Origin of the sequence: Allobosea lupini (assembly GCF_900109525.1) — a bacterium.
Taxonomy (GTDB): Bacteria; Pseudomonadota; Alphaproteobacteria; order Rhizobiales; family Beijerinckiaceae; genus Allobosea; species Allobosea lupini.
In genome coordinates, this window is the sequence record NZ_FOAN01000001.1 from 520223 (window position 1) to 545897 (window position 25675).

At 66.4% G+C, this 25675-nt stretch carries 24 protein-coding genes and 1 tRNA gene; 7 read left to right on the plus strand and 18 right to left on the minus strand.

Going from position 1 to position 25675, the window contains the following annotated elements:
• Nucleotides 1–35 precede the first annotated feature (35 nt).
• From lon to BMZ21_RS02585, 5 genes are all read right to left on the minus strand, one after another.
• Nucleotides 36–2465, minus strand: a complete 2430-nt coding sequence (gene lon / locus BMZ21_RS02565; protein WP_091829461.1) for an endopeptidase La — start codon at nt 2463–2465, stop codon at nt 36–38.
• Between the two features lie 336 nt (nt 2466–2801).
• On the minus strand, nt 2802–4070 hold the full coding sequence (gene clpX / locus BMZ21_RS02570; RefSeq protein WP_091829463.1) for an ATP-dependent Clp protease ATP-binding subunit ClpX: 1269 nt from the start codon (nt 4068–4070) through the stop codon (nt 2802–2804).
• Between the two features lie 269 nt (nt 4071–4339).
• Nucleotides 4340–4960: an ATP-dependent Clp protease proteolytic subunit gene (locus BMZ21_RS02575; RefSeq protein WP_091830512.1), complete on the minus strand. Its 621-nt coding sequence runs from the start codon at nt 4958–4960 to the stop codon at nt 4340–4342.
• A gap of 144 nt (nt 4961–5104) precedes the next feature.
• Nucleotides 5105–6538, minus strand: coding sequence for a trigger factor (gene tig / locus BMZ21_RS02580; protein WP_091829465.1), 1434 nt, complete (start codon nt 6536–6538; stop codon nt 5105–5107).
• A gap of 84 nt (nt 6539–6622) precedes the next feature.
• Nucleotides 6623–6707 (minus strand) — tRNA-Leu (locus tag BMZ21_RS02585).
• 241 nt (nt 6708–6948) lie between these two features.
• On the opposite strand from BMZ21_RS02585, the gene BMZ21_RS02590 reads away from it, so the two are divergent.
• From BMZ21_RS02590 to BMZ21_RS02600, 3 genes are all read left to right on the plus strand, one after another.
• On the plus strand, nt 6949–8319 hold the full coding sequence (locus BMZ21_RS02590; RefSeq protein ID WP_244543660.1) for a multicopper oxidase family protein: 1371 nt from the start codon (nt 6949–6951) through the stop codon (nt 8317–8319).
• 66 nt (nt 8320–8385) lie between these two features.
• Nucleotides 8386–9255: a 3-deoxy-8-phosphooctulonate synthase gene (gene kdsA, locus BMZ21_RS02595; protein WP_091829468.1), complete on the plus strand. Its 870-nt coding sequence runs from the start codon at nt 8386–8388 to the stop codon at nt 9253–9255.
• The gene (locus tag BMZ21_RS02600) at nt 9248–10465 is read left to right on the plus strand and encodes an MFS transporter (RefSeq protein WP_091829470.1); all 1218 of its coding nucleotides are present in this window, start codon (nt 9248–9250) and stop codon (nt 10463–10465) included. Before kdsA ends, BMZ21_RS02600 begins: the two co-directional genes overlap by 8 nt.
• A gap of 17 nt (nt 10466–10482) precedes the next feature.
• On the opposite strand, the gene queF is transcribed toward BMZ21_RS02600, so the two are convergent.
• Nucleotides 10483–10938: a preQ(1) synthase gene (gene queF, locus BMZ21_RS02605; RefSeq protein WP_091830517.1), complete on the minus strand. Its 456-nt coding sequence runs from the start codon at nt 10936–10938 to the stop codon at nt 10483–10485.
• A 158-nt stretch (nt 10939–11096) separates the two neighbouring features.
• Between queF and eno the strand changes: the two genes are divergently transcribed.
• Entirely contained in the window at nt 11097–12380 is a 1284-nt protein-coding gene (eno, locus tag BMZ21_RS02610; RefSeq protein ID WP_091829472.1) for a phosphopyruvate hydratase, read from the plus strand.
• 100 nt (nt 12381–12480) lie between these two features.
• Nucleotides 12481–13389 (plus strand): DMT family transporter, encoded by a 909-nt coding sequence (locus BMZ21_RS02615; protein WP_158673307.1) that lies wholly within the window; start codon nt 12481–12483, stop codon nt 13387–13389.
• On the opposite strand, the gene BMZ21_RS02620 is transcribed toward BMZ21_RS02615, so the two are convergent.
• The 3 genes from BMZ21_RS02620 to BMZ21_RS02630 all read right to left on the minus strand — a co-directional run bounded on the left by BMZ21_RS02620 (nt 13363) and on the right by BMZ21_RS02630 (nt 15697).
• A complete protein-coding gene (locus BMZ21_RS02620) occupies nt 13363–14154 on the minus strand; it encodes a hypothetical protein (protein ID WP_244543661.1) in 792 nt (263 codons plus the stop codon). The genes BMZ21_RS02615 and BMZ21_RS02620 overlap by 27 nt on opposite strands.
• Entirely contained in the window at nt 14151–15275 is a 1125-nt protein-coding gene (gene tgt, locus BMZ21_RS02625; protein ID WP_091829476.1) for a tRNA guanosine(34) transglycosylase Tgt, read from the minus strand. Before tgt ends, BMZ21_RS02620 begins: the two co-directional genes overlap by 4 nt.
• A 71-nt stretch (nt 15276–15346) precedes the next feature.
• On the minus strand, nt 15347–15697 hold the full coding sequence (locus tag BMZ21_RS02630) for an ArsC family reductase (RefSeq protein WP_091829478.1): 351 nt from the start codon (nt 15695–15697) through the stop codon (nt 15347–15349).
• 149 nt (nt 15698–15846) lie between these two features.
• Here BMZ21_RS02630 and BMZ21_RS02635 point away from each other — a divergent pair, with 149 nt between their 5' ends.
• A complete protein-coding gene (locus BMZ21_RS02635; protein ID WP_143079636.1) occupies nt 15847–16428 on the plus strand; it encodes a phosphoribosyltransferase family protein in 582 nt (193 codons plus the stop codon).
• A gap of 18 nt (nt 16429–16446) precedes the next feature.
• Here the strand turns inward: BMZ21_RS02635 and BMZ21_RS02640 are convergent, their stop codons facing one another.
• Both BMZ21_RS02640 and BMZ21_RS02645 read right to left on the minus strand, forming a co-directional pair.
• Nucleotides 16447–16977 carry a 2'-5' RNA ligase family protein gene (locus tag BMZ21_RS02640; protein WP_143079637.1) on the minus strand — a complete coding sequence of 177 codons (531 nt, stop codon included), beginning with the start codon at nt 16975–16977 and terminating at the stop codon, nt 16447–16449.
• A gap of 162 nt (nt 16978–17139) precedes the next feature.
• Nucleotides 17140–18015 (minus strand): helix-turn-helix domain-containing protein, encoded by an 876-nt coding sequence (locus tag BMZ21_RS02645; RefSeq protein ID WP_167561497.1) that lies wholly within the window; start codon nt 18013–18015, stop codon nt 17140–17142.
• Nucleotides 18016–18143: 128 nt separating this feature from the next.
• On the opposite strand from BMZ21_RS02645, the gene pobA reads away from it, so the two are divergent.
• Nucleotides 18144–19313, plus strand: coding sequence for a 4-hydroxybenzoate 3-monooxygenase (gene pobA / locus BMZ21_RS02650; protein ID WP_091829486.1), 1170 nt, complete (start codon nt 18144–18146; stop codon nt 19311–19313).
• A gap of 126 nt (nt 19314–19439) precedes the next feature.
• On the opposite strand, the gene BMZ21_RS02655 is transcribed toward pobA, so the two are convergent.
• The 7 genes from BMZ21_RS02655 to BMZ21_RS02685 all read right to left on the minus strand — a co-directional run bounded on the left by BMZ21_RS02655 (nt 19440) and on the right by BMZ21_RS02685 (nt 25657).
• Entirely contained in the window at nt 19440–19859 is a 420-nt protein-coding gene (locus BMZ21_RS02655) for a GFA family protein (protein ID WP_091829488.1), read from the minus strand.
• Between the two features lie 58 nt (nt 19860–19917).
• Nucleotides 19918–20376 (minus strand): SRPBCC family protein, encoded by a 459-nt coding sequence (locus tag BMZ21_RS02660; protein ID WP_244543662.1) that lies wholly within the window; start codon nt 20374–20376, stop codon nt 19918–19920.
• Complete coding sequence (locus tag BMZ21_RS02665) at nt 20373–20702, minus strand: ArsR/SmtB family transcription factor (protein ID WP_091829490.1); 330 nt, start codon at nt 20700–20702, stop codon at nt 20373–20375. Before BMZ21_RS02665 ends, BMZ21_RS02660 begins: the two co-directional genes overlap by 4 nt.
• A gap of 327 nt (nt 20703–21029) precedes the next feature.
• Nucleotides 21030–22250 (minus strand): M20 family metallopeptidase, encoded by a 1221-nt coding sequence (locus BMZ21_RS02670; protein ID WP_091829491.1) that lies wholly within the window; start codon nt 22248–22250, stop codon nt 21030–21032.
• 16 nt (nt 22251–22266) lie between these two features.
• On the minus strand, nt 22267–23889 hold the full coding sequence (locus tag BMZ21_RS02675; protein ID WP_091829493.1) for a dipeptide ABC transporter ATP-binding protein: 1623 nt from the start codon (nt 23887–23889) through the stop codon (nt 22267–22269).
• A gap of 3 nt (nt 23890–23892) precedes the next feature.
• Nucleotides 23893–24717, minus strand: a complete 825-nt coding sequence (locus tag BMZ21_RS02680) for an ABC transporter permease (protein WP_091829495.1) — start codon at nt 24715–24717, stop codon at nt 23893–23895.
• Nucleotides 24710–25657, minus strand: coding sequence for an ABC transporter permease (locus BMZ21_RS02685; RefSeq protein WP_091829497.1), 948 nt, complete (start codon nt 25655–25657; stop codon nt 24710–24712). The genes BMZ21_RS02680 and BMZ21_RS02685 overlap by 8 nt, the downstream gene beginning before the upstream one ends.
• Between the last annotated feature and the right edge of the window lie 18 nt (nt 25658–25675).

Genomic DNA, 25675 nt, shown 5'->3' on the forward strand with positions numbered 1-25675 from the left:
GATGCCGGCGGCCTCTCAATTCGCGAGTGCTGGGCTCAGTGCGCGACGCCAGCCGTAGCTGCGTCGTCCTCGGGACCCTTGGGCACAGGTGCCTTCAGGTCCTCTTCCCAGACGATCGGCGTCGGCTGACGCACCAGCGCGTGCTGGAGCACCTGGTCCATCCGCGAGACCGGGACGATCTCGAGCCCGTTCTTCACGGACTTCGGCAGATCGACCAGATCCTTGGCGTTGTCCTCCGGGATCAGCACCTTCTTGATGCCGCCGCGCAGAGCAGCGAGCAGCTTCTCCTTGAGACCGCCGATCGGCAGCGCCCTGCCCCGCAGCGTGACCTCGCCGGTCATGGCGACATCGCGGCGGACCGGGATGCCGGTCATGACCGAGACAATCGCCGTGGCCATGCCAATGCCCGCCGACGGACCATCCTTCGGGGTCGCCCCTTCGGGAAGATGGACGTGGATGTCGCGCCGGTCGAACAGCGGCGGCTCGATGCCGAAATCGATGGCGCGGGAGCGGACATAGGACGCCGCTGCCGAGATCGATTCCTTCATCACGTCGCGCAGATTGCCGGTGACGGTCATCTTGCCCTTGCCGGGCATCATCACGCCTTCGATCGTCAGCATCTCGCCGCCGACTTCGGTCCAGGCCAGGCCGGTAACGACACCGACCTGATCCTCGGTCTCCGCCATGCCGAAGCGATACCGCGGCGGGCCGAGATAATCCTCCAGCACCGCAGGCGTGACCGCGACCTTCTTCTTCTTGGTCAGCACGATCTCCTTCACCGCCTTGCGGACGGTGTTGGCGATCTCGCGCTCGAGGTTGCGGACACCGGCTTCACGCGTATAGCGCCGGACCAGCGTCGTCAGGGCTTCGTCGTCGATCGACCATTCCTTGGACTGCAGGCCGTGCTTGGCGATCGCCCCCGGAATCAGGTGGCGGCGCGCGATCTCGGCCTTCTCGTCCTCGGTGTAGCCGGCGATGCGGATCACCTCCATGCGGTCCAAAAGGGCCGGCGGGATGTTCAGCGTGTTCGCCGTGGTCACGAACATCACGTTCGACAGGTCGTAGTCGACCTCGAGGTAATGGTCGTTGAAGGTCGAGTTCTGCTCGGGATCGAGCACCTCGAGCAGGGCCGCCGACGGATCGCCGCGGAAGTCCTGACCCATCTTGTCGATCTCGTCGAGCAGGATGAGCGGGTTCGAGGTCTTCGCCTTCTTCATCGACTGGATGATCTTGCCGGGCATCGAGCCGATATAGGTGCGGCGGTGACCGCGGATCTCGGCCTCGTCACGCACGCCGCCGAGCGACATGCGGACGAACTCGCGGCCGGTCGCCTTGGCGATCGACTTGCCGAGCGAGGTCTTGCCGACGCCCGGAGGGCCGACGAGGCACAGGATCGGGCCGGCGAGCCGATTGGCGCGCTGCTGCACCGCCAGGTATTCGACGATGCGGTCCTTGACCTTGTCGAGGCCGAAATGGTCGTCGTCGAGCACCTTCTGGGCCGCGGCGAGGTCCTTCTTGATCTTGGACTTCTTGCCCCACGGGATACCAAGCAGCCAGTCGAGATAGTTGCGCACGACTGTGGCTTCCGCCGACATCGGCGACATCTGCCTGAGCTTCTTGACCTCGGCGAGCGCCTTGTCGCGCGCCTCCTTGGTCAGCTTGGTCTTGGCGATGCGCTCTTCCAGCTCGGCCAGCTCGTCACGGCCTTCCTCGCCGTCGCCCAGCTCCTTCTGGATCGCCTTCATCTGCTCGTTGAGATAGTACTCGCGCTGGGTCTTCTCCATCTGGCGCTTGACGCGCGAGCGGATGCGCTTCTCGACCTGCAGCACCGACATCTCGCTCTCCATCAACGAGAGCACCTTTTCGAGTCGGTGGGCGACGTTCATCACCTCCAGCACGGCCTGCCGATCGGCGATCTTGACCGCCAGATGCGAGGCGACCGTATCGGCGAGCTTGGCCGGCTCGTCGATCTGGGAGACCGCCGCGACGATCTCGGGCGAGATCTTCTTGTTGAGCTTCACATAGTTCTCGAACTCGCTGACGACCGAGCGGGCGAGCGCCTCGACCTCGACCTTCTTGCCCTCTTCCTCGGCGAGGGCCTCGGCCTTCGCCTCGTAGAAGTTGTCGGTCGCGGTATAGGTCGTCGCCTTGGCCCGGCCGATGCCCTCGACGAGCACCTTCACGGTCGAGTCGGGCAGCTTGAGCAGCTGCAGCACGCGGGCGAGCGTGCCGATTTCGTAGATGTCGCTGGTCTCCGGATCATCGTCGCCGGCATTCTTCTGCGTGGCGAGCAGGATCAGGCCATCGTTCTTGACCACCTCCTCGAGCGCACGAATGGACTTCTCGCGGCCGACGAAGAGCGGCACGATCATATGCGGGAAGACGACGATGTCGCGCAGCGGCAGGACCGGATAGGTATCGGTCGTGCCGGGGACGAGCGGAGCGCGGGGCGTCGAGCCAGTCATGTCTAGTCCTTCAAGTTTTCGCCCGGCCGATCCCTTCGAAAGGCAATCGATCGGACGTACTGCGCGGCGCGACCATTCGCGCCAGGCGCCCCTGCCGGCCGCGCCCTCGACAGGCACGCGACTCCAACAGGTGAGCATAAGGTGGATGCTTCGACGCCGGCTTTCAAGCGACGCCTCACGCAGTCCACCGCCGCTTCTACCGCAACAGGCACACGAGGCCGTGAGGGATCCGGCGACGCAAGGGCGGTTTCGAGGCAGCTTTGACCACACTGGCCCACAAAGCAAAACGCGCGCCGAAAGGCGCGCGTTCCGAAGTGAGCCAGAATCTGCTTCAGCTCAGGCAGAGGCCGACTTGGTCTCCTCTTCGCGATCCGCATAGATGAACAGCGGACGCGACTTCGACTCGACCGCCTCGGGGCCGATGACGACCTGCTCGACGCCTTCCAGCCCCGGCAGCTCATACATGGTCTCGAGCAGGATGCCCTCCATGATCGAGCGCAGGCCACGCGCGCCGGTCTTGCGCTCGATCGCCTTGCGGGCGATCAGGCTGACGGCCTCGTCGGTGAAGGTGAGCTCAGTGTCCTCCATCTCGAACAGACGCTGATACTGCTTGACCAGCGCGTTCTTCGGCTCGGTGAGGATGGTCTTGAGCGCGGCTTCGTCGAGGTCCTCCAGCGTCGCCAGCACAGGCAGGCGGCCGACGAATTCCGGGATCAGGCCGAACTTCAGCAGGTCCTCCGGCTCGACCTCGCGGAAGATCGCGCCGGTACGGCGGTCGTCAGGAGACTTCACGGTCGCGCCGAAGCCGATCGAGGTGCCCTTGCCGCGGCCGGAGATGATCTTGTCCAGCCCGGCGAAGGCACCGCCGCAGATGAACAGGATATTGGTGGTGTCGACCTGCAGGAACTCCTGCTGCGGATGCTTGCGCCCGCCCTGCGGCGGCACGGAGGCGACGGTGCCCTCCATGATCTTGAGGAGCGCCTGCTGCACGCCCTCGCCCGAGACGTCGCGGGTGATCGAGGGATTGTCCGATTTGCGGCTGATCTTGTCGATCTCGTCGATGTAGACGATGCCGCGCTGCGCCCGCTCGACATTGTAGTCGGAAGCCTGGAGCAGCTTCAGGATGATGTTCTCGACATCCTCGCCGACATAACCGGCTTCGGTCAGCGTCGTCGCATCGGCCATGGTGAACGGCACGTCGAGGATGCGGGCGAGCGTCTGCGCGAGCAGCGTCTTGCCCGAGCCGGTCGGCCCGATCAGCAGGATGTTCGACTTCGCCAGCTCGACGTCGTTGTGCTTCGTCGCGTGGCTGAGGCGCTTGTAATGGTTGTGGACCGCGACGGAGAGGACCTTCTTGGCGTGGTCCTGGCCGATGACGTAGTCGTCGAGAACCTTGCGGATCTCCTTCGGGGTCGGCACGCCGTCCTTCGACTTCACCAGCGCGGACTTCGATTCCTCGCGGATGATGTCCATGCAGAGCTCGACGCATTCATCGCAGATGAACACGGTCGGGCCCGCGATCAGCTTGCGGACCTCGTGCTGGCTCTTGCCGCAGAAGGAGCAGTAGAGCGTGCTCTTGGAATCGCCGCCGCTGGCCTTAGTCATCGTGATTCTCCATCTCGGAGGACAAAATCCGCCACCGAAAAACGGCGGGCTGATGTCGTCTCCCCGTCATAATAGGCGCCCAGATCACGATTTTTGGGTTAACGCGTCGCTCTGGCGCAGGTGGCGACGAAACTGACCCAAAATCGGACCGCTCGAGCGCCTTGCTGCGCCCTTCAGATGCCCCATGCAAACATGGGGCCTAGTCTCAAGGCAATATGGCCCTTCGGGAGCCGCTCGCCAACCCACAGGCGCGTGTACCTCCAACGACCTCAGGCCGCCTCGTCCGCGCGCTTGTCGATGACCTTGTCGATCAGGCCGAATTCCTTGGCCTGGTCCGCGGTCATGAAATTGTCGCGCTCCAGCGCCGCCTCGATGTCCTCGTAGGAGCGGCCGGTGTGCCGGACGTAGATCTCGTTCAGGCGCCGCTTCAGGCTCTCGACCTCGCGGGCATGGATCAGGATGTCGGTGACCTGGCCCTGGAAGCCGCCGGACGGCTGGTGGACCATGATGCGAGCGTTCGGCAGCGCGAAGCGCATGTCCTTGGCGCCGGCGGTCAGCAGGAGCGAGCCCATCGAGGCGGCCTGGCCGACGCAGAGCGTCGTCACCGGGCAGCGGATGAACTGCATGGTGTCGTAGATCGACAGGCCCGAGGTCACCACGCCGCCGGGCGAGTTGATGTAGAAGGAGATTTCCTTCTTCGGGTTCTCCGCCTCGAGGAACAGCAGCTGCGCCACGATGAGCGAGGCGGAGTAATCCTCGACCGGGCCGGTCAGGAAGATGATGCGCTCGCGCAGCAGGCGCGAATAGATGTCGAAGGCACGCTCGCCGCGGCTCGACTGCTCGACCACCATCGGGACGAGATTGTTAAAGGTCTCGATCGGGTCACGCATCATCGTCGGTCCTTGGGGTCAAAGCGGGCGGGAATCAGCCGATAGCGGCGAAGACCCCACATAAGCATGCCTGCGGCGGCTGAAAAGGGAAGCGCCGCCCGCAGAGTGCGGACGGCGCCGATATCGTCGATCAACTGGGAAGGATCAGGCCGAGGCCTCATCCGCCGCATCGGTAGCAGCCTTCTTGGTCTTCTTCGCCTTGGCGGCCTTCGGCTTGGCCTCGGCAGCGCCTTCGTCCTCGTCGTCGGCGAAGAGCGCCTCGCGCGAGACCGACTTGTCGGAGACCTTCACCTGACCGAGCAGATGGTCGACGACCTTCTCCTCGAAGATCGGGGCGCGGATCTCGGCGAGCGCCTGCGGGTTCTTGCGATAGAACTCCCAGACTTCCTTCTCCTGGCCCGGGAACTGGCGGGCGCGCGCGATCAGGGCCTGCGTCACCTCGTCATCGGAGATCTGGACCTTGGCCTGCTCGCCGATCTCGGCCAGCACCAGGCCGAGGCGAACGCGACGCTCGGCGATCTTGCGGTACTCCGCGCGAGCCTCGTCCTCGGTCGTGTTCTCGTCGGCGAAGGTCTTGTTGGCGTTCTTCATGTCCGCCTCGACCTGGCTCCAGACCGCGGCGAACTCCTGCTCGACCAGGGTCGGCGGCAGCTCGAAGCTGTACTTGCCGTCGAGCGCGTCGAGCAGGGCCTTCTTGATCTTGCGGCGCGACTGCTCGCCGAACTCGCGGCCGATCTGCTCGCGAATCGCGGTCTTAAGCGCGTCGAGCGACTCCATGCCGAAGCCCTTGGCGAGCTCGTCGTCGATCTTCAGCTCGCCCGGAGCCTGGACGTCGTCGACCGTGACTGCGAACTCGGCCGGCTTACCCGCAAGATGGGTCGCGGTGTAGTTCTCGGGGAAGGTCACCGAAACGGTGCGCTGCTCACCCTTCTTGACGCCCTCGAGCTGCTCCTCGAAGCCCGGGATGAACTGGCCGGCGCCGAGTTCGAGCGGGATTTCCGAGCCGGTGCCGCCATCGAAGGGCTTGCCTTCGAGCGTGCCGACGAAGGAGATCAGCAGGCGATCGCCCTTGGCGGCCTTGGCGCCGTCCTTCTTCGACTCGAAGGCGCGATTCTGCGACGCCATGCGCTCCAGCGCCGCATCGACATCGGCCTCAGGGACGTCCGCGACAGGCTTCTCGAGCGACACGTCGGAGACGTCGGCGACCTCGATCTTCGGCAGAACTTCGAGCGCGACGGTGAAGGCGAGATCGCCCTTGGCCTCCATCGCGGCCTCGATCTCGTCCTTGTTCTCAGGGAACTTGATCTGCGGCTCGAAGGCGAGCTTCAGGCCATTGTCGGTGACGATCTTCTGGTTCGCCTCGTTGACGGCGTTCTGGACGACATCGGCCATGACCGAGCGGCCATAGAGACGGCGCAGATGGCCGACCGGGACCTTGCCGGGGCGGAAGCCGTTGATCTTGGCTTTGCCCTGCAGATTCTGCAGCTCGCCATCGAGCCTCGACTTGAGGTCCGTGGCGTTCAGCACCACCTGGAATTCGCGCTTGAGGCCCTGGGACAGGGTTTCCGTCACGTTCATTGTTCGATCCGCCAACAGCTCGTTACTTCAATGTCCAAAGCGCGACGCCGGATGACCGCCGCCGCGCTCGCGAAATCCGAATCATGGTGCGGGCGGAGGGACTCGAACCCCCACGACTTTCGCCGCTGGTACCTAAAACCAGTGCGTCTACCAGTTCCGCCACGCCCGCCGACCCGGTGCGCCATATCGCAGTCTTCGCGACAGCAGCACCGTAGGCCGCGCCGCTATACCATTTCGGGCGCGTCATGCAGCAAAAAAATGCGACAGTTCTACGAACGCGGCTTCCAGGCGGCTTTACGCTCGCCAGAATGACCTGGCGAGGCTATGTCGCGAGCATGAGCAAAGACGCTTCGCCGCCGGCCGCGCGCCCTCATCCCAGTCGACGCCTCGTCATCGCACAGGGTGCGGGCATGGCGACCCTCTTCTCGCCATTGTTAGCACTGGCCCAGCAGGCACCGGCCGCTCCGCAGGCCGCGTCGGCAGGCGCCGCACGGAATCTCGTCGCAGCCCCCGCCAAGTTGCGCCTGCGACCGGCGCCGGCGCCCGAGACCGAGGTCTGGGCCTTCGACGGTGCGCCCCCGGGCCCGGTCCTCAAGGTGAAGCAGGGCGAGACCTTGCGTCTCAACCTGCAGAATCGGACCGACAAGCCACTTTCGCTGCATTGGCACGGCCTGCGCGCCGATCACGCCATGGATGGCGTCGGCGGCTTCAGCCAGGAGCCGGTGCCGCCGGGTGGGCAGTTCGAGTACCGGCTGACGCCGCCTGATTCCGGCACCTTCCTCTATCGGCCGATGCTGCTTGGCGGCTCATCCGAGCCGGCCGGACGCGGGCTCTCCGGCCTGCTCATCGTCGAGGAGAAGGAGCCTCCCGCGGTCGATCTCGATCTGCCCGCTTTGATCGGCGACTGGCTGCTCGGCGACGACCAGAAGCTCCTGCCATTCGCTGCCGACGGGCAGGACGGCGCGGCGGCCGGCCGGCTCGGCAGCTGGCTCACCGTCAACGGCAAGCCGCCGCCGCTGCCGGTCAAGCTGCCGCCCGGCGCCCGCGTTCGGCTTCGTCTCGCCAATGCCTGCAATGCCCGGATCATGCGGCTGCGTTTCGACGAGATGAAGGCCTTCGTCGCCGCGGTCGACGGCCAGCCGACCGAGACCTTCGAGCCGGTCCGGGGCCAGCTGCCTTTCGCGCCGGGCACGCGCTACGACGTGATCTTCGACATGCCGGAGACGGTTGGCGCCGCCGCCAGCGTCACCGCGTTGATCGGCCCGGGCGTGCCGCTGGTGCGCTTCGTCAGCGAGGGCACGGCGAAAGCGGCGCGCCCGGCGATCGCCGCGATGCCGCTCAACCCCGCCCTGCCGGCGGCGGTGCGACTCCAGGATGCCAGACGGTCGGAGATGATCATCGAGGGCGGTGCCAAGGTCACGCCGGAGAACAAGCTCGACCTGACGGGTCTCGACCTTGCGAAGCCCTGGACCGTCAATGGTGGCCAGGGCGATCCGAAGGGCAAGGCGCTGTTCAGCGTCAGGCGCGGCTCGCCGGTGGTGATCGGCATCACCAACAAGACCGCCTTCCTGCAGCCCTTCCATGTCCACGGCCACTGCTTCCGCCTGCTGCACCCGCTCGACGACGGCTGGGAGCCCTATTTCCTCGATACGGTGCAGATACCCGAGGGCAAGCGCCTGCACATCGCCTTCGTCGCCGACAATCCCGGGCGCTGGCTGATCTCCTCCACCGTGCTGGAGCGCTTCGACCGGGGGCTATGGAGCTGGTTCGAGGTGACGTGACGCCGCGTTGGCTTGTCAGCTTCGCGGGTGGCTTCTAAACCCGCGCCCTTAGCCAAGGAGCCCACCATGACCGCCAACGCCATCGTCACCGTGGGCGCTGACCTCGCCAGCCCCGTCCGCTTCGGCAATGGCCTGCCGCTCGCCTTGATCGCCGGCCCCTGCCAGATGGAAAGCCGCGATCACGCGCTCGAGATCGCGCTGCAGTTGAAGGAGACGGCTGAAAAGCTCGGTATCGGGCTGGTCTTCAAGGCTTCCTTCGACAAGGCCAACCGCACCAGCGTGAAGGGTCAGCGTGGCATGGGCCTGGACGCAGCCCTGCCCGTCTACGCCGAGATCCGCGAGCGTTCCGGGCTGCCTGTGCTGACCGATATCCACGATGTGAGCCAGTGCGCGCCGGTCGCCGAGGTGGTCGACATCCTGCAGATTCCGGCCTTCCTCTGCCGGCAGACCGACCTGCTGGTCGCCGCCGCCAGGACCGGCCGCGTCGTCAACGTCAAGAAGGGCCAGTTCCTGGCGCCCTGGGACATGGTCAACGTCGCCGCCAAGGTGACCGAGAGCGGTAATCCGAACGTGATGCTGACCGAGCGCGGAGCTTCCTTCGGCTACAACACGCTGGTCACCGACATGCGCGCTCTGCCGATCATGGCGGAGATCGGCGCGCCCGTGATCTTCGACGCCACCCATTCGGTGCAGCAGCCCGGCGGCAAGGGCGCCTCGACCGGCGGCCAGCGCGAATTCGTGCCGGTGCTGGCGCGTGCCGCGGTCGCGGTCGGCGTCGCCGGCGTCTTCATCGAGACCCATCCCGACCCCGACACGGCCCCGTCGGACGGGCCGAACATGGTGCCACTGCGTGACTTCCATGCACTGATCGCAGAGCTGCAAGAGTTCGACCGGCTTGCCAAGCGCTCGGCGCATTCTACGCTGGCGTATGTCTGAGACGTCAGCCAGCACCGCTGCGCCCGCGCCCCCGCAAGGTTCGCTGAATTCACTCATCCTCGTGCTCGGGGCGTGCGGCTTCGCCTCGACCTTCACCATGCGGCTGCTCGACCCGCTGGTGCCGACGCTGGCGGCCGAGTTCGGCCGCAGCATTGCCCAGGTCGCTACCGTCGCGACCGCATTCTCCTTCGCCTACGCCGTCGGCCAGCCTTTCCTCGGACCGATCGCGGATTCTCTGGGCAAGCTCCGGACAATCGCGACCTGCCTCGGCGCACTCGCGCTGCTGTCGCTCGCCGTGACTTTCGCCGGCTCGTTCGAAGTGCTGACGGTCGTACGCATGGTCGCCGGCATCGCCGCCGGGGGCATCATTCCGGTCGCGATGGCGGCGATCGGCGACCGGGCTCCCATGGCCGAGCGGCAGGTCATGCTCGGCCGCTTCCTGGTGCTGATGATCGTCGGGCAGATGGTCGGGGCGGCTTGCTCCGGCCTGGTCGCCGAGCATTTGGGCTGGCGCTACGTCTTCCTGATGGCCGGCGCAATCGCCGCAATCGCCGGGCTGCTCGTCGTGCTGGTGCTGAAGCCGCGGCCGGATGCGCGACGCGCGCCACTCAGCTTCGCCGGTGCGCTCGCGAACTATGCCGCCGTCTTCGCCAATCCGCGTTCGAAGCTGCTTTATGGGCTCGTCATCGTCGAGGGCAGCCTGATCTTTGGCATGCCGCCCTATATCGCCGCGATCCTGCAGGAGCGCGCCGGCGTCGGGCCGTCGCAGGCGGGCCTCGTCATCGCCGGCACCGGGCTCGGCGGCATCGTCTATGGCGTGCTGACCCGCATTCTGGTCGAGCGGCTCGGCCCGACCCGGATGACGACGCTGGGCGGCATCGTGATGGGCCTCGCCTTCGCTCTCTTCTCGCTCCCCTTCCTGCCCTGGTGGAGCGCGGTCGCGATCTTCACGTTGAACGGCTTCGGCTTCTTCCTGATGCACGGCACCTTCCAGGCACAGGCGACCGAGCTTGCCCCGACCGCGCGCGGCTCGGCGGTGGCGCTCTTCGCCTGCGCGCTGTTCTGCGGCCATGCGCTCGGGCCGGTGCTGATGGGCGCCGCCCTGCATCTGTTCGGCACCAGCGGCGCAATCCTGCTTTTCGCCGCCGGGATTACCCTGCTCGGCTTCGCAACGCCGCGCGTCCTGCCGCTGGCCGGCAGCCGGACCTAGAGGTTCAGCGCTGCGCGTCAGCGCCCGCGATAAGGCGCGACGCCCTGATCGGGCAGCCAGAGGCCTTTCGGAGCCTCGCCGGTCTGGAAGAAGACGTCGATCGGGATGCCGCCGCGCGGATACCAGTAGCCGCCGATGCGGAACCATTTCGGCTCGAGCAGCTCGACCAGCGTCTTGCCGATGCCGACGGTGCAGTCCTCGTGGAAGGCGCCGTGATTGCGAAAGGCGCCGAGATAGAGCTTGAGCGACTTCGATTCGACCAGCCAGTGGCCCGGCAGATAGTCGATCACCAGGATACCGAAATCGGGCTGGCCGGTGACCGGGCAGATCGAGGTGAATTCCGGGCAGGTGAAGCGGGCGAGATAGTCGGTGCCGGCATGCGGGTTCGGCACGCGGTCGAGGCGGGCTTCCTCCGGCGAGCGCGGCAGGTCGCTCGCCTTGCCGAGCTGGAGGGTCGAGGCGTCGATGGTCATGGCGCGGTCCTGATCGATGTACATCTGCCGTAGGCAGACGCTGGAGTTGCCGCGGCTTTTAATCCCAGGCCTCGATAAACGCCACCGCCCCTTCCCGTCGCCGCTGCTTCTGTCTAGAAGCGCGGCATCCCTTGCCCACCTCAGCTCCGGAGCCTGCCATGACCGCGATCATCGACATCATCGGCCGCCAGATCCTCGATTCCCGCGGCAACCCGACGGTCGAGGTCGATGTCGTGCTCGAAGACGGCTCGATGGGCCGCGCCGCCGTGCCGTCGGGCGCCTCGACCGGCGCGCATGAAGCGGTCGAGCTCCGCGACGGCGACAAGAGCCGCTATCTCGGCAAGGGCGTGCTCAAGGCGGTCGAGGCCGTCAACGTCGACATCGCCGAGGCGATCGTCGCGATGGACGCCGAGGACCAGGCCGCGATCGACCAGGCGATGATCGAGCTCGACGGCACGCCGAACAAGAGCAAGCTCGGCGCCAACGCCATTCTCGGCGTCTCGCTCGCCGTCGCCAAGGCGGCCGCCGACGCCTCCGGCCTGCCGCTCTATCGCTATGTCGGCGGCACCTCGGCCCGCGTCCTCCCCGTTCCGATGATGAACATCGTCAATGGCGGTGCCCATGCCGACAACCCGATCGACTTCCAGGAATTCATGGTGATGCCGATCGGCGCGCCCTCCTTCGCCGAGGGGCTGCGGATGGGTGCCGAGATCTTCCACACGCTGAAGAAGGCGCTGCACGACGCCGGCCACAACACAAATGTCGGCGACGAGGGCGGCTTTGCCCCCAACATCAAGTCGGCGGAAGCGGCGCTCGACTTCGTCATGCAGGCGGTCGAGAAGGCCGGCTACAAGCCCGGCGAAGACGTCGCGCTGGCGCTCGACTGCGCCGCGACCGAGTTCTTCAAGGACGGCTCCTATGTCTATGAAGGCGAACGCAAAACCCGCGACCCGAAAGCGCAGGCGAAGTACCTCGCCAAGCTGGTCGCCGGCTATCCGATCGTCTCGATCGAGGACGGCATGGCCGAGGACGACTGGGAGGGCTGGAAGGCGCTGACCGATCTCGTCGGCAACAAGTGCCAGCTCGTCGGCGACGACCTCTTCGTCACCAACGTCACACGCCTGTCGCAGGGCATCAAGGCGAAGACGGCCAACTCGATCCTGGTCAAGGTCAACCAGATCGGCACGCTGACCGAGACGCTGGCGGCCGTCGAGATGGCCCAGCGCGCCGGCTACACCGCGGTGATGTCGCATCGCTCGGGCGAGACCGAGGACGCGACCATCGCCGACCTCGCCGTTGCGACCAATTGCGGGCAGATCAAGACCGGCTCGCTGGCCCGCTCCGACCGGACTGCGAAGTACAACCAGCTGCTGCGCATCGAGGAGGAACTCGGCGCGCAGGCGGTCTATGCCGGCCGCTCGGCGCTGAAGGCGCTGGCCTGAGCCTGTGGCACCGGAATAGCCAGCGGCGCGGCCGCGCCATGCGCTGGCACCACTAACCGCATGCTCCAGCTTTGAACTAGGTTGGGGCATGCATCAAACCGTGCCCCTTTCGGACGAGCGGCTGCGCCGGCGCCGGCGGCTCGCCTTTGCCGGCATGACGTTCGCCATGCTGATCTTCGGGGCCAACTTCGTCGTCAGCCGTCACGCCGTGCTGAACGGGCTTTCATCGCACGACATGCTGGCGCTGCGCTTCGTCACGGCCGGCTTCCTGCTGCTGCCGAGCTTCATGATGGCTGGCGGCCTGCGCGATTGCGCCGGTCTCGGCTGGAAGCGCGGTCTGGTCCTGGCGGTGATGAGCGGTTTCCCGATGAGCTTCCTGCTCATGACCGGGCTGACCTTCGCCCCGGCAGCGCACGGCGCAGTGATCGGACCGGGCACCGTCACGGTGATCGGCATCGTCGGCAGCGTCGTCCTGTTCGGCGCGCTGTTGACGCGGCAGCTCGTGCTCGGCGTGATCGCGGTGCTCGTCGGCCTCGCATGTCTCGGCATTGCCGGCACGACGCATTCCAATCCGAGCATCGTTTTCGGCGATCTCTGTTTCCTCGGCGTCGGGCTGGTCTGGGGCGGCTATCCGCTGCTGATCCAGCTCTGGCGGGTCAATGCACTCAAGGCCACGGCCGTCGTTTCGGTGCTGTCGATGGCCTATCTGCCAATCTACTTCGCCTTCTATTTCCGCGGCTTCGACGTCGCGCCCTGGTGGGTTCTGCTGCTGCACGCGATCAATCAGGGCGTCCTCAACGTCATCGTCGGCCTGTGGATCTGGAGCTGGTCGACGCCGGTACTGGGCCCCTCCGTCGCCGGGCGTTTTCCGCCGATGATCCCGGTCGCCGGCACGCTGCTGGCGATCCCCGTGCTCGGCGAGATTCCGAGCGGGCTGCAGGTCGGCGGCATCGCGCTGATCATCGCCGGACTGTTCGTCGCCTCATGGCGTCGCGCGCCGGCGCGCTAGCGCCATCAGCCCAAGGTTCCAGACGATACAGACCAGCAGGCCGAGACCGAGCGCCGGCCACGAGCCGAGCGGCACGGCCGCGACATGGACCAGCGCCATCGCGAAGCCAAAACCGAGCAGCCCCAGCAGGCTGTTGGCAATGACCGCAGCGCTGGCCGGCCCGCCGATACGCGGCTGCAGGATCGCGATCAGGCTCGACAGGACGATCGGAAAGGTCGCCAGCACGCCCGACCAGGCCGGGCCGACGCGCGCGCTGATGGTGGTGACCGTGCCGGCCAGGGCCGCGACCGCCGCGGCCCGCAGCGGGATCGCATACCAGGGCCGCCGCGGTGTGATCGCGGGGCGCGCGGCGAGGTAAGGCCGCACGATACGGTGCAGAATCAGGAAGACGACCGGCGTCGCCACCAGCATGGCACTGAACGGCAAGGCCAGCGCCTGCAGGCCGGAGACCAGCACGAAGAAGGTCAGCAGCGCCGCAACAAGGCAGGTCACGGTGCAGAAGCGCTGCGCCAGCAGGACATAAACCAGCGACAGGCCGGCATTGGAGAGATTGGAGCTCATGCTGGCGAGCGCACTCGCCGAGATGAAGGCGGCGTCATGGTCGAGCGCCAGAAAGACATAGACCGGCCCGGCCGAGATCGGCAGCGTCGCGATCATCGCCGCGAGCAATGGCCCGCTCCGTTCGGCCAGCAGCGAACAACTGACGACGATGGCGGCCGCGACCGCCATCTTCAGCAGCAGCAGGCCGAGCCATGGTTCGATCACGCCGGCTCGCCCTTGGCCCAGCCTTCCTTGGTCTCAGCGATAAAGTCTTCCAGGCGCCCTGCTGCGATAGCGGCGCGCAGGCCCGCCGTCAGCTCCTGGTAATAGGCGAGGTTGACCCAGGTCAGCAGCATCTTGCCGAGCATCTCCTCGGCCTTGACCAGATGGTGCAGATAGGCGCGCGAATAGCTGTTCGCCGCCGGGCAGGAGGATTGCGGATCGATCGGCCTGCCATCCTCGGCGTGCTTGGCGTTCTTCAGGTTCATGCGGCCGAAGCGGGTGAAGATCTGGCCGTGGCGTCCGGCCCGCGTCGGCATCACGCAGTCGAACATGTCGACGCCGCGCCTGACCGCCTCGACGATGTCGTCGGGCGTGCCGACGCCCATCAGATAGCGCGGCTTCTCACTGGGCAGATGCGGCTCGACCGTCTCGATCATCGCCAGCATCACATCCTGCGGCTCGCCGACGGCGAGCCCGCCGATGGCGTAGCCTTTGAGATCCATGGCGGCGAGCTCGCGGGCGCTCTCGACGCGCAGGGCCGGCACGGCGCCACCTTGCACGATACCGAACAGCGCCCTCCCCGCCGGATCGCCGAAGGCTTTCCTGCAGCGCTCGGCCCAGCGCAGCGACAGATGCATCGCCTTCTCGGCAACCTTGTCCTCGCAAGGCAGCGAGACGCATTCGTCGAGCTGCATGACGATGTCGGAGCCGAGCAGGTTCTGAATCTCGACCGAGCGCTCCGGCGACAGCACATGCTTCGAGCCGTCGATGTGGGACTGGAAGGTAACGCCTTCTTCGGTCAGCTTGCGCAGATTGGCGAGCGACATCACCTGGAAGCCGCCGGAATCGGTCAGGATCGGGTGCGGCCAGTTCATGAACTTGTGCAGGCCGCCGAGCCTGGCGACGCGCTCGGCGCCGGGCCGCAGCATTAGGTGATAGGTGTTGCCGAGCACGACATCGGCGCCGAGCGCCTTGACCTGCTCGGGATACATACCCTTGACCGTCGCGGCGGTGCCGACCGGCATGAAGGCCGGCGTGCGGATCACACCGCGCGGCATGCGGACCTCGCCGGTGCGGGCAGCGCCGTCCCGGCCGAGAAGATGGAAGCTGAAATCCGTCGTCATGGGCGCGGGCCTAGCCCAGCGCGGCACTCTACGGAAGAGCCTTGCGCGCTGTGCGGGCCTGTGTCGGCAGCTCAGCGCTTGGCGAAAGCCGCCTCGTAGACGTCGGGCTTGAAGGCGAGGATACGGCGGTCGCCGAGATCGAGCACCGGGCGCTTGATCATGGTCGGCTGTGCCAGCATCAGCGCGATCGCCTTCTGCTCGTCGAGACCCAGCCTGTCGGCCTCGGGCAGCTCGCGGAAGGTCGTGCTTCCCTTGTTGAGCACCTTCTCCCAGCCGAGCTCGCGGCACCAGGCTTCGAGATGGGCCTTGTCGATGCCTGAGACGCGGTAATCGTGGAAGACGTAGGGGACCTTGTGCGCGTCGAGCCAGCTCCAGGCCTTCTTCATCGTGTCGCAGTTCTTGATGCCGTAGAGCGTGACCATCGTCCGGGCCGTCCCTGATTGCCGTCGGCGCGGGGGTGGCATGGCACAGGCCGCAGATCAAGCCGAACGTTCGGCAGCCTCTCGCGTTCCGTCATGTGATCGGCAACGATGGCGCGTATCGGACGAGCGGGGAATCGAATGGACGCGTCATGATCGATCGACTTGATCCACTCGCGACGGGCGACGACGATTTCGACATTCCGTTCCGCCCCTGGAAAAATCATCCCACCGCCGGCGTCGATTTTCCCGATATCTCGATCACAACCGTCGACGCGACCCTGACGCGACGCCTGGTGGACGAGTTGGCGCAACGAGTTCCGGCGAAGGTCGAGATCCTCGCCGGCATCGACATTGGCGGCCTCGGCCTCGCCGGCGCGCTGGCCTCTCGCAACGGCCTCGGCTTCTTCGACATTCGCAAGGTCGATTCGCTGCGCAACGGCGTGATGCGCAGCATCATGGCCAATTACGAGCTCGGCGAGGGCGTCGTGATATCGAAAGGCGCGCGGCTGGCGGGGCGCCATGTCGCGATCGTCGACGATTGCCTGATCTCCGGCGGCACGGCGCTGGCGGCGGCGCGCCTGATCCGCCGGCTCGGCGGCCATTGCGACACGGCGCTCTTCGTCTTCGACATCGAGGGCATGGGCGGGCGTGAGCGGCTTGCGGGTGGCGGCATCGCGGCAGAGGTGTTGCGCACTGTCCCGCAGCTAGCACCGGAAGGAGAAGGCGCCTAAGCGGACGCTGCGTGGTCATCAACTGCCGAGTGACCAGCGGGCGAGACGGTCGTGGCGGCTCGCGCCATGGACGCTGCGGATCAGGACGAACTCGGGAACGGTGAAGCTCAGACGCGGTATCTCGATCCGGGGAACGGGCCGCTTGTCGTAAAGCAGAGTGATGTGCGGATCGAACCGCTCGTTGACAGGTATGCTCGCCGCCTGCATGGCGTCATGAAGGCGTCTTTGGAGTGCGAGCAATGCGGGCAGCGTGTCACTGGCCGTAAGAACGAGCGACCGCTGTCCGTACGAGCTACCAAACGCTTCCGCCTGGTCAAAAAAGATATCGAAGCGTGGCTCGTGCATTGACGCACCAATCTGCTTCAGACGATCGACAATTCCAGACGGGGCTTCGCCGAACGCGCCGATACCGCACAGACTGACATGATAGCGATCGGGCCCGACCAGATTGCCCCGCAGCTTCATTGATCGCCGAAGCTGACGCCCGAGCGCGTCGATCGACCGAGCGATGTCGATGGCAGCACGACAGCAAAAAAGTAGCTGCTCCAAGCCGCGTCAGATTGGCCCTCGGCCTGCAACGAGGGCTTCGCGGGTCCAGTGTCTCCACCTCCGCCGAATAGGTCGAACTGGTCGGGAGATAATCTCCTCATCTTCGGATAATAGAACAAAAAGAGAACATCAACAACCGCTGAGCACGGTTCCTGAACGCCCTCATCCCGCCGCCCGGTACTCCGACGGCGACATTCCCGCCCGCGCCGCGAAGAAGCGGGAGAAATAGGCGGGGTCGGAGAAGCCGAGCCGGAAAGCGATCTGCGAGACCGGCGAGCGGGTGTAGACGAGATCCCGCCGCGCCTCGATCATCAGCCGCCCCTGGATCACCCGCATGGCGGAATGGCCGAGCAGCTCGCGGCAGACACGGGTCAGGTGCGGGCCGGTGACGCCGAGGTCACGCGCATAGGCGGCGAGTGGCTCATGCGTGTGGAAATGGCTCTCGACCCGCTCGATGAAGCGGCGGACGAGCACGGCGCGGGCATCGTTGGCGCCGCTGGCCGCGACCGCATGCGAGCGCGCAATTCGGGCAAACCAGATCGCGATCAGCCGTGCATGGGCGGCGAGCGCGAGCTCGCGGCTGCCGCGGTTGCGGGCGAATTCGGCCAGCGCGGTCTCCATCACCACTATGAGCTCGATGATGCTGGCGTCGTCCACCCCTCGCCGACCTACGAAGGCCTCCCCTAGCACGGCGCCGAGCGCCGGCTCGGCCTCGATCAGCGGCGTCAGCGTCGAGGTCGCGACACTGGCGACGAAACCTTCGGTATCCGGATCGAAACGGAACTCATGGATCGCCAGCGGCGGCAGCAGCAGGACCGTGCCGGGGATGAGACGATGGTCCGTGCCGTCGATCCGCACCAGCCCACCGCCCGAGGCGATCAGGAAGAACTGCGCCATGTCCTGGTGGCGGTGCGGTTCGATCCGCCAGTCGCGCGGGGCGCTGCGGGCGCTGATCCGCTCGATATGCAGCGCATCTGGAAACCGCTGCTCTCGCGGCTCGTCATAGAGCCAGTAGGCGGGCACCGAGGCGAGCGGCATTCGAACCATCCGATGTTCGATTGGTCCAAGAGGTTGGGTGAAAGCTCCATTCACGTCAAGCAATCGCAATGGCAGATTCACGTGAAAGTACCGAGGCTCGGGGAGCCGGGGATTCCAGGGAGAACGCCATGCGCACGCAAGTCGTGATCGTCGGCGCCGGACCGTCCGGCCTGCTGCTTGGGCAGTTGCTCAGCCGGCAGGGCATCGACAACGTCATCTTGGAACGCAAGAGCGCCGACTATGTGCTCTCGCGCATTCGCGCCGGCGTGCTCGAACAGGGCACAGTCAACCTGCTGCATGAAGCCGGCGTCGGCGCGCGCCTCGCCGAAGAAGGCCTGCCGCATGACGGGTTCTCGCTCGCCTTCGAAGGCCGCCTGCAGCGCGTCGACCTCAAGGGCCTGACCGGCCGGCAGGTCACGGTCTACGGCCAGACCGAGGTGACGCAGGACCTGATGGAGGCAAGGCAGGCGGCGGGCACGACGAGCTTCTATGAAGCCGTGGACGTCCAGCTTCACGATTTCGACGGCGCCTCGCCGCGCGTCAGCTTCACTGTCGAAGGCAAGCGCCGCGACATCACCTGCGATTTCATCGCCGGCTGCGATGGCTTCCACGGCATCTGCCGCGCCTCGGTCCCGATCGAAGCGATCAAGACGTTCGAGCGCGTCTATCCTTTCGGCTGGCTCGGCCTGCTGGTCGACCGGCCGCCGGCCGCACATGAACTGGTCTATGCCAGCTCGCCCCTTGGCTTCGCGCTCTGCTCGATGCGCTCGCAGACCCGCAGCCGCTATTATGTCCAGGTGGCACTCGACGAGACGGTCGAGGCCTGGTCGGATCAGCGCTTCTTCGACGAGTTGCGCCGGCGCGTGCCGGAAGAGGTCGCTGCGGCGGTGACGCCGGGACCGTCGCTGGAAAAGAGCATCGCGCCGCTGCGCAGCTTCGTCGCCGAGCCGCTGCGCTTCGGCCGGCTCTTCCTCGCCGGCGATGCCGGCCACATCGTGCCGCCGACCGGCGCCAAGGGGCTGAACCTCGCCGCCAGCGACGTGCACTACCTGTTCGAGGCGCTGCGCGAGCACTATGTCGAGCGTTCCGATGCCGGGCTCGACGCCTATTCGGCGAAGGCGCTGGCACGGGTCTGGAAGGCGGTGCGCTTTTCCTGGTCGATGACCAACCTGCTGCATCTGTTTCCGGAGGCGAGCGCCTTCGACAAGCGCATCAGGCGCGCCGAATTCGACTACCTCGCGCAATCGCAGGCCGCTCTCGCCGGCGTCGCGGAGAACTATGTCGGCCTGCCCTATTGAGGCCGGCAAGATTGCGCCGCCAAAGTTGGTGTCGTCCCGGATGGAGCGAAGCGGAAATCCGGGACCCATCCCGGAGCCTTTTGATCCCGGGTCCAGCCTAGGATGACAGCATTATTGCGAGGATACTCAACCTCCCCGAGGCGGCAGCTTCTCGAACTTGGTGGCCTCTGGAGGCACATGGTCCCACGGTTGGGCGACAGAATGCCAGAACACCATCTCCGGCTTGTAGCGGGCGGGCTCGTCGAGGCTGCCGGCGCGAACGATGAACAGGTCGGGAATATCCGGGAAAGTCAGGTAGACCGGTGAGCCGCAGGTTGGGCAGAAGGCGCAGCGCTTGACCGTGCCGCCCTCGCCGGCCACGTCCCAGGTGCTCGCCGTGCCCTCGATCGTGACGGGCGCGCCAGCGAAGCTGAGATAAGAGCTGTGGCCGGTGCCGCTCTGGCGCTGGCACTGGCGGCACTGGCAGTCATTACTCGCGACCGGTTCGGCAGTGATCTCATAGCGGAGCGCGCGGCAGGCGCAGCCGCCCGTATAGGCATGGCTCATCGTCATTCTCCAGGAAGGGATCGGAAACAGCCGAGACTATGGAAGGCGTCGGCGGTGGTCAGTCGTCCTCGCCAGCGACATCGCCGAGGCGCGGCAGGATACTCTTCCAGCCGCGGCCCATATTGGTGAGGGCGATCTCGTTGCGCGGCAGCTCGAAGCCGGCATGGACGAGGCGCACGCGCGTGCCGTCCTCTTCCCTGGACAGCGTCCAGGTGACGACCGTGTCGAGCCGGGAGCCATAGCCGACATTGCCGTCGTCACCGCCCTTCCAGGAATAGGACAGGCGCTCGTTCGGGACCACCTCGAGCACCTGGCAATGGATCGTGCCGTCCCAGGCGCCGGCCGGCGTCGTCCTGAAGGTGAAGCGCGTGCCCACGACAGGCGCGAAGCCCGTGGGCTCCATGATCCAGCGGGCGATCAGCCTGCTCGAGGTCAGCGCCTTCCAGATCGTTTCAGGCGCGTGCGGCAGGATCTCGTCGACGATGATCGCCTGTGTGGCGGGCTTCAGGTCGATCACGGGTCGATCTCCTTGAGAAGGCTGCGAAGGTTGGCGAAGCGCTCGCGCCAGAACACGCCGTAATGGCCGATCCAGTCGACGAGCGGCGCCAGGCCTTCCGGCTCGGCGCGATAGAAGACGTTGCGACCCTCCGGCCGCTCGGCGACAAGGCCGGCCTGCTTCAGTGATTTGAGATGCTGCGAGATGGCGCCCTGCGTCACGCCGCTGCCGCGAGTGAGCTGCGCGACGGTGATCTCGTCGCAGGCGGAAATGCGCTCGAACACGGCACGCCGGGTCGGATCGGCGAGCGCACGCATGACGGTGGAGACGGGAGCGATCTCAAGCATGCCAATCAATTAGCAATCACTAATTCATTAGTCAATACTAATTCGACTGAGCCAAGAAGGCCGGCCGGCGAAAGGCCGGCCCTCCCTCTCCCTCAGTCAATGCGGTTGGTGAGCAGCCCGCCCGGCGTCGCGGTCAGTCTCCGGCAGCCTTCGGCCCCTCGCGCGGCAGGAAGGCGGCGCGATAAATCGTCTCGGAGACGGTATAGCTGGTCAGTCAGGCCAGTAATTCGGCATGGTCGACCGGCAGCAGCGCGGCGCCCGCTTCCGCCATGGCGGTCCGGGCCCTGGCGACCCGGCGGGTGAGCTCCTCGCGCTGGAAGAGCGGACTTATGCCACTTCGCAGATGTCGAGGATGGTCAGCATGTAGATGCGGACCATGTCGAGGAAGTCGCGGATCTCGACGCGCTCGTCGGGCATCGTGTTGTAGCGCCCGCCGGGACCGCAGACGATGCCTTCCATGCCTGCCTCGGCATAGAGATGGCCGGCATCGGTGCCGAAGAAGCCGGGTGGCTTGATCGCCCCGGTCGGCTGCGCCTCGCCGCGCACCACCTGGTAGGCGGCGTTGATGCTCTTGACGATGCGGGCGTCCTTCGCGACCTCGAAGGCCGGCATCGACTGGTGCCCCTCCTTCTTCTCGATGCGGATCGCGGTCTTGAGGCCGGGGAAGCGCTGCTCCAGCGCGGTGAGCTCGCGCCGCATGTCGGCGAGCGCGCCTTCCTGCGTCTGGCCGGGCGCATAGCGGCCGGAGCCCTTGAGCTTGCAATAGTCCGAGACCTGCGGGGCGCGCCATTCGTGCAGTTCCTTGCCGAGCGCGCCGTGGACGACGCCGACATGGACGCGGTTGATCGATTCATGCTCGGGCGACGGCGCGCCGGAGAAGGTCATGGCGTTCAGCTTCGGGATCAGGTCGCAGGCGGCCATGATCGCGTCGACCGCGTGCTCGCGCTTGGAGAGGTGGCGGGTGTTGCCGGTGAGCTCGATCACGAAGGAGAAGGCACAGGCGTGCATGGTCACGGCCTGCAGGTCGGTCGGCTCGCTGTTGACGAAATAGTCGGCGCGAATGCCGCTGCGGATCGCCGCGACCGTGCCGACGCCGCCCTGCAACTCGCCGACGACGAAAGTCAGGATCACGTCGCCCTTCAGCTTCACGCCGGCGTCGATCAGCGTCTTGACCGCGCAATAATAGGCCGCGTCGCCCGCCTTCATGTTCGAGACGCCGATGCCGTAGATGAACTCTTCGTCGACCACCCCGCCCCAGGGATCGACCGTCCAGCCCTCGGTCGCCGGATTGGTGTCGAGATGGCCGTTGAACAGCAGGCTCTTGCCGCCGCCGACGCCCTTCCAGCGGCCGATGGCGTTGGCGCGGCGGCCGTCGTCGAAGGGCTGCGCCTCCGCCTCGAGGCCCATCGCCTGCATCTGTCCGACGACATGGTGGACGAGCGCCTTCTCACCTTCGGTTTCGCTGTAGCTCTTGTGCTTCACCCAGTCGGAGAGGAGCGCGAGGCAGGCCTTCTCGTCGAGCACATGGATCAGGTCGCGGGGGGTCATCGTCGGCCTCGCAAGGTCAGGCGGCGGCCGTGGCCGGGGCGGGCACGGCGGCAAGCAGGGAGCGGGTGTAGGGGTGGAGGTCCGCGCCGGAGAGCGCGGCGACATCGACGAGATCGACCAGGTCGCCGCGATACATCACCGCAATCCGGTGGGCGATCTGGCGGACCAGATTGAGGTCGTGGGTAATGAAGAGATAGGCCGTGCCGAAGCGCTTCTGCAGGTCGACCAAGAGCTCGATCACCGAAGCCTGCACGGAAACGTCGAGGGCCGAGGTGATCTCGTCGCAGATCACCAGCTTGGGCCTGGAGGCGAAGGCGCGCGCGATCGCGACGCGCTGCTTCTCGCCGCCGGAGAGCTGGTGCGGATAACGCTCGGCATAGGATGCCGGCAGCCTGACCTGCTCCAGCAGTTCGCCGACCGCGGCTGCATCTTTGCGCACTCTCGGCTCGCCGTAGAGCGCGAGCGGGCGCGACAGGATCTCGCGGATGCGCTGGCGTGGATTGAGCGAGGAATCGGGGTGCTGGAAGATGATCTGGACTTCGCGGCGATAGGCCCGGTCCATGTCGGAGAGGCCAGTGATCCTGCGCCCGGCGAAGCGGATTTCGCCCTCGAAGCGGTTCAGGCCCGTCATCGCCTTGGCCAGCGTCGACTTGCCAGAGCCGGATTCGCCGACGATGCCGAGGATCTCGCCCGGCTTGATCGACAGGCTGACCTCGCGATTGCCGGTGAATTGCGTGTTCGCCCGGCCGAGCAGGCGCCCGAGAAAGGGCTTGCGGCCATAATGGACGCTGACCTTCTCGACCTCGACCAGCGGCCTGTCCCCCGTCTCAGGCGCGGCTTCGACCAGGCGATGATCGGGCCGCGGCACCGCGGCGAGCAGCCTTTGGGTATAGGCGTCGCGCGGCCGTGCAAAGACCTCGCCCACCCCACCCTGCTCGACGATCTTGCCGCGATGGATCACGGCGACTTTGCTCGCGATCTGCGAGACCAGCGCGAGATCATGCGAGATGTAGAGCGAGGCGACGCCGGTCTCCTCCTGCAAGGCCTTGAACAGGTCGAGGATCTGCCGGGCGGTGATGACGTCGAGCGCCGTCGTCGGCTCGTCGAAGATGATGCATTCGGGCTGGCAGGCGAAGGCGGTGGCGATGACGACACGCTGCTTCTCGCCGCCGGAGGCCTCGTGCGGATAGCGCCGCATCATCTGTTGGGGGATCTTGAGGCCGACATGTGCGAGGCGCTCCTCGCCTTCCGCCCAGGCCTGCCGGCGCGTCAGGCCGCGATGGCGCACCAGCACCTCGGCGAGCTGTTCGCCGAGCGGCAGCGTCGGGTTGAGCGAGGTGCTGGGGTCCTGGAAGACCATGCCGATGCGCCGGCCGCGGATCGCCTCGATCTCGGCCTCGCTAGTCTTGAGCAGGTCCTGACCCGTCAGGCTGATGCTACCGGCCTCGCGCGCGCTCTTCGGCAAATGGCGCATGATCGCCCAGGCGAGCGAGGTCTTGCCCGAGCCGGATTCGCCGACCAGGCCGAGCACCTCGCCCCTGGCGATCGCCAGCGTGACGTCGTCGAGCGCGCGGGTGAAGCCGCTCGGGGTGGCGTAGTCGAGGCTGTAGCCGGCGATATCGAGGATCGGTTCGCCCATCGCTCAGCTCCTCGGGTTCAGCACGTCGCGCAGCCCGTCGCCGAGCAGGTTGAAGCCGATCGCGACCAGGGCGACGGCAAGGCTCGGCCACAGGATCATCCAGGGGCTGAGATGCATGAAGCGCCGGGCTTCCGAGACCATCAGCCCCCATTCGGAGGCCGGCGGCTGGGCGCCGAGGCCAAGGAAGGACAGCGTCGCGAACAGCATCACCGCAAAGGCGACGCGGATCGTCATCTCGACGATGATCGGCGCGATGACGTTCGGCAGCATCTCGCGCCCGACGATGAAGGCGGCGCTCTCGCCACGCGCGATCGCGGCGTTGACATAATCCTGTTTGCGCACGGAGAGCGCGACCGAGCGGGTGACGCGCGCCATGCCCGGCGCGAAGGCAAGCGCGATCGCGAAGAGCGCATTGAGGCTGCTCTTGCCGAGCAGGTTCACGATCAGCAGCGCTAGCAGCAGGCTCGGGATCGACATGATCGCGTCGACAGTGCGCATGATCGCCTCGTCGCTGCGCCCGCCGAGGAAGGCGGAGACAGTGCCGACGACCGCCCCGACCAGCGTGCCCAGCGCCGTCGCCAGCACGGCCAGCAGGACGGTGGCGCGGGCGCCGTGCAGCAGCCGGCTCAGGATATCGCGACCATACTGGTCGGTGCCGAGCCAGAACTGCGCGCCCGGCGGCTTGTAGCGCGTCAAGGGCGCCATCTTCTCGGGGTCGTAGGGCGCGACGGCGGGCCCGACGATGACGACGAGCAGGATCAGCCCGACGATCACGAGGCCGAGCGCACCTTGCGGCGAGCGCAGCATGCGCCGGAGGATCTCAATCATACTGGATCCTCCGGTCGAGCCAGGCATAGGCGATATCGGCAAGGAAATTGGCGATGGCATAGGTCGTTGCCATGATCAGCGCGCCGGCCTGGATCGAGGGCAGGTCGCGCGCCTGGATGGCGACGATGAGCTGCCGGCCGATACCGGGGAGCGCGAAGATCTCCTCGACCACGATGACGCCGCCGAGCAGATAGCCGACATCGAGCGCGACGATGGTGATGGTCGGCAGCAGCGCGTTGCGCAGCGCATGCTTGAACAGCACCTGCCGCTTCGACAGCCCCTTCAGTCGCGCCGCGCGGATGTAGTCGGAGTGCAGGACATCGACGAGCTCGGAACGCACCATGCGCGAGACATGGGCGATCAGGATCAGCGACACCGTCAGCACCGGCAGGACGAGGTGCTTCAACCCCCGCAGCGGATCCTCGGTCAGCGGCACATAGCCGGTCGCCGGCAGCCATTGCAGCCATTCGGCCAGCACCAGCACGATCAGCGTCGCGGTGACGAATTCCGGCAGCGAGACGCCGACATAGGACAGGAAGCCGACGCCGAGATCGGCCGCCCTGCCCCGCCTGACCGCGGCGACGATGCCGAGCGGGATCGCCACCGCCAGCATCAGCGTGATCGAGAACAACGCGAGCAGCAGCGAGCGGCCGAGCGCCTCCAGCATCGCCGGCGCGACCGGCTGGCCGGTGCGCATCGAGACGCCGAGATCGCCGCGCAGCACGCCGGAGAGCCAGTGCAGGTACTGCATCCAGATGGGATCGTTCAGCCCCATCTTGGCACGCAGCGCCGCCAGCGCGTCCGGCGTCGCATTCTCGCCCAGCATCATCACGGCCGCGTCGGCCGGCAGAACCTGGGTGATCGCGAAGACGATCAGCGACACGACCAGCAGCGTGTAGCCGATCAGCAGAATGCGCTTGAGGACGTAAGCCGGCGACACGGCGCTGCGATCCCGTCC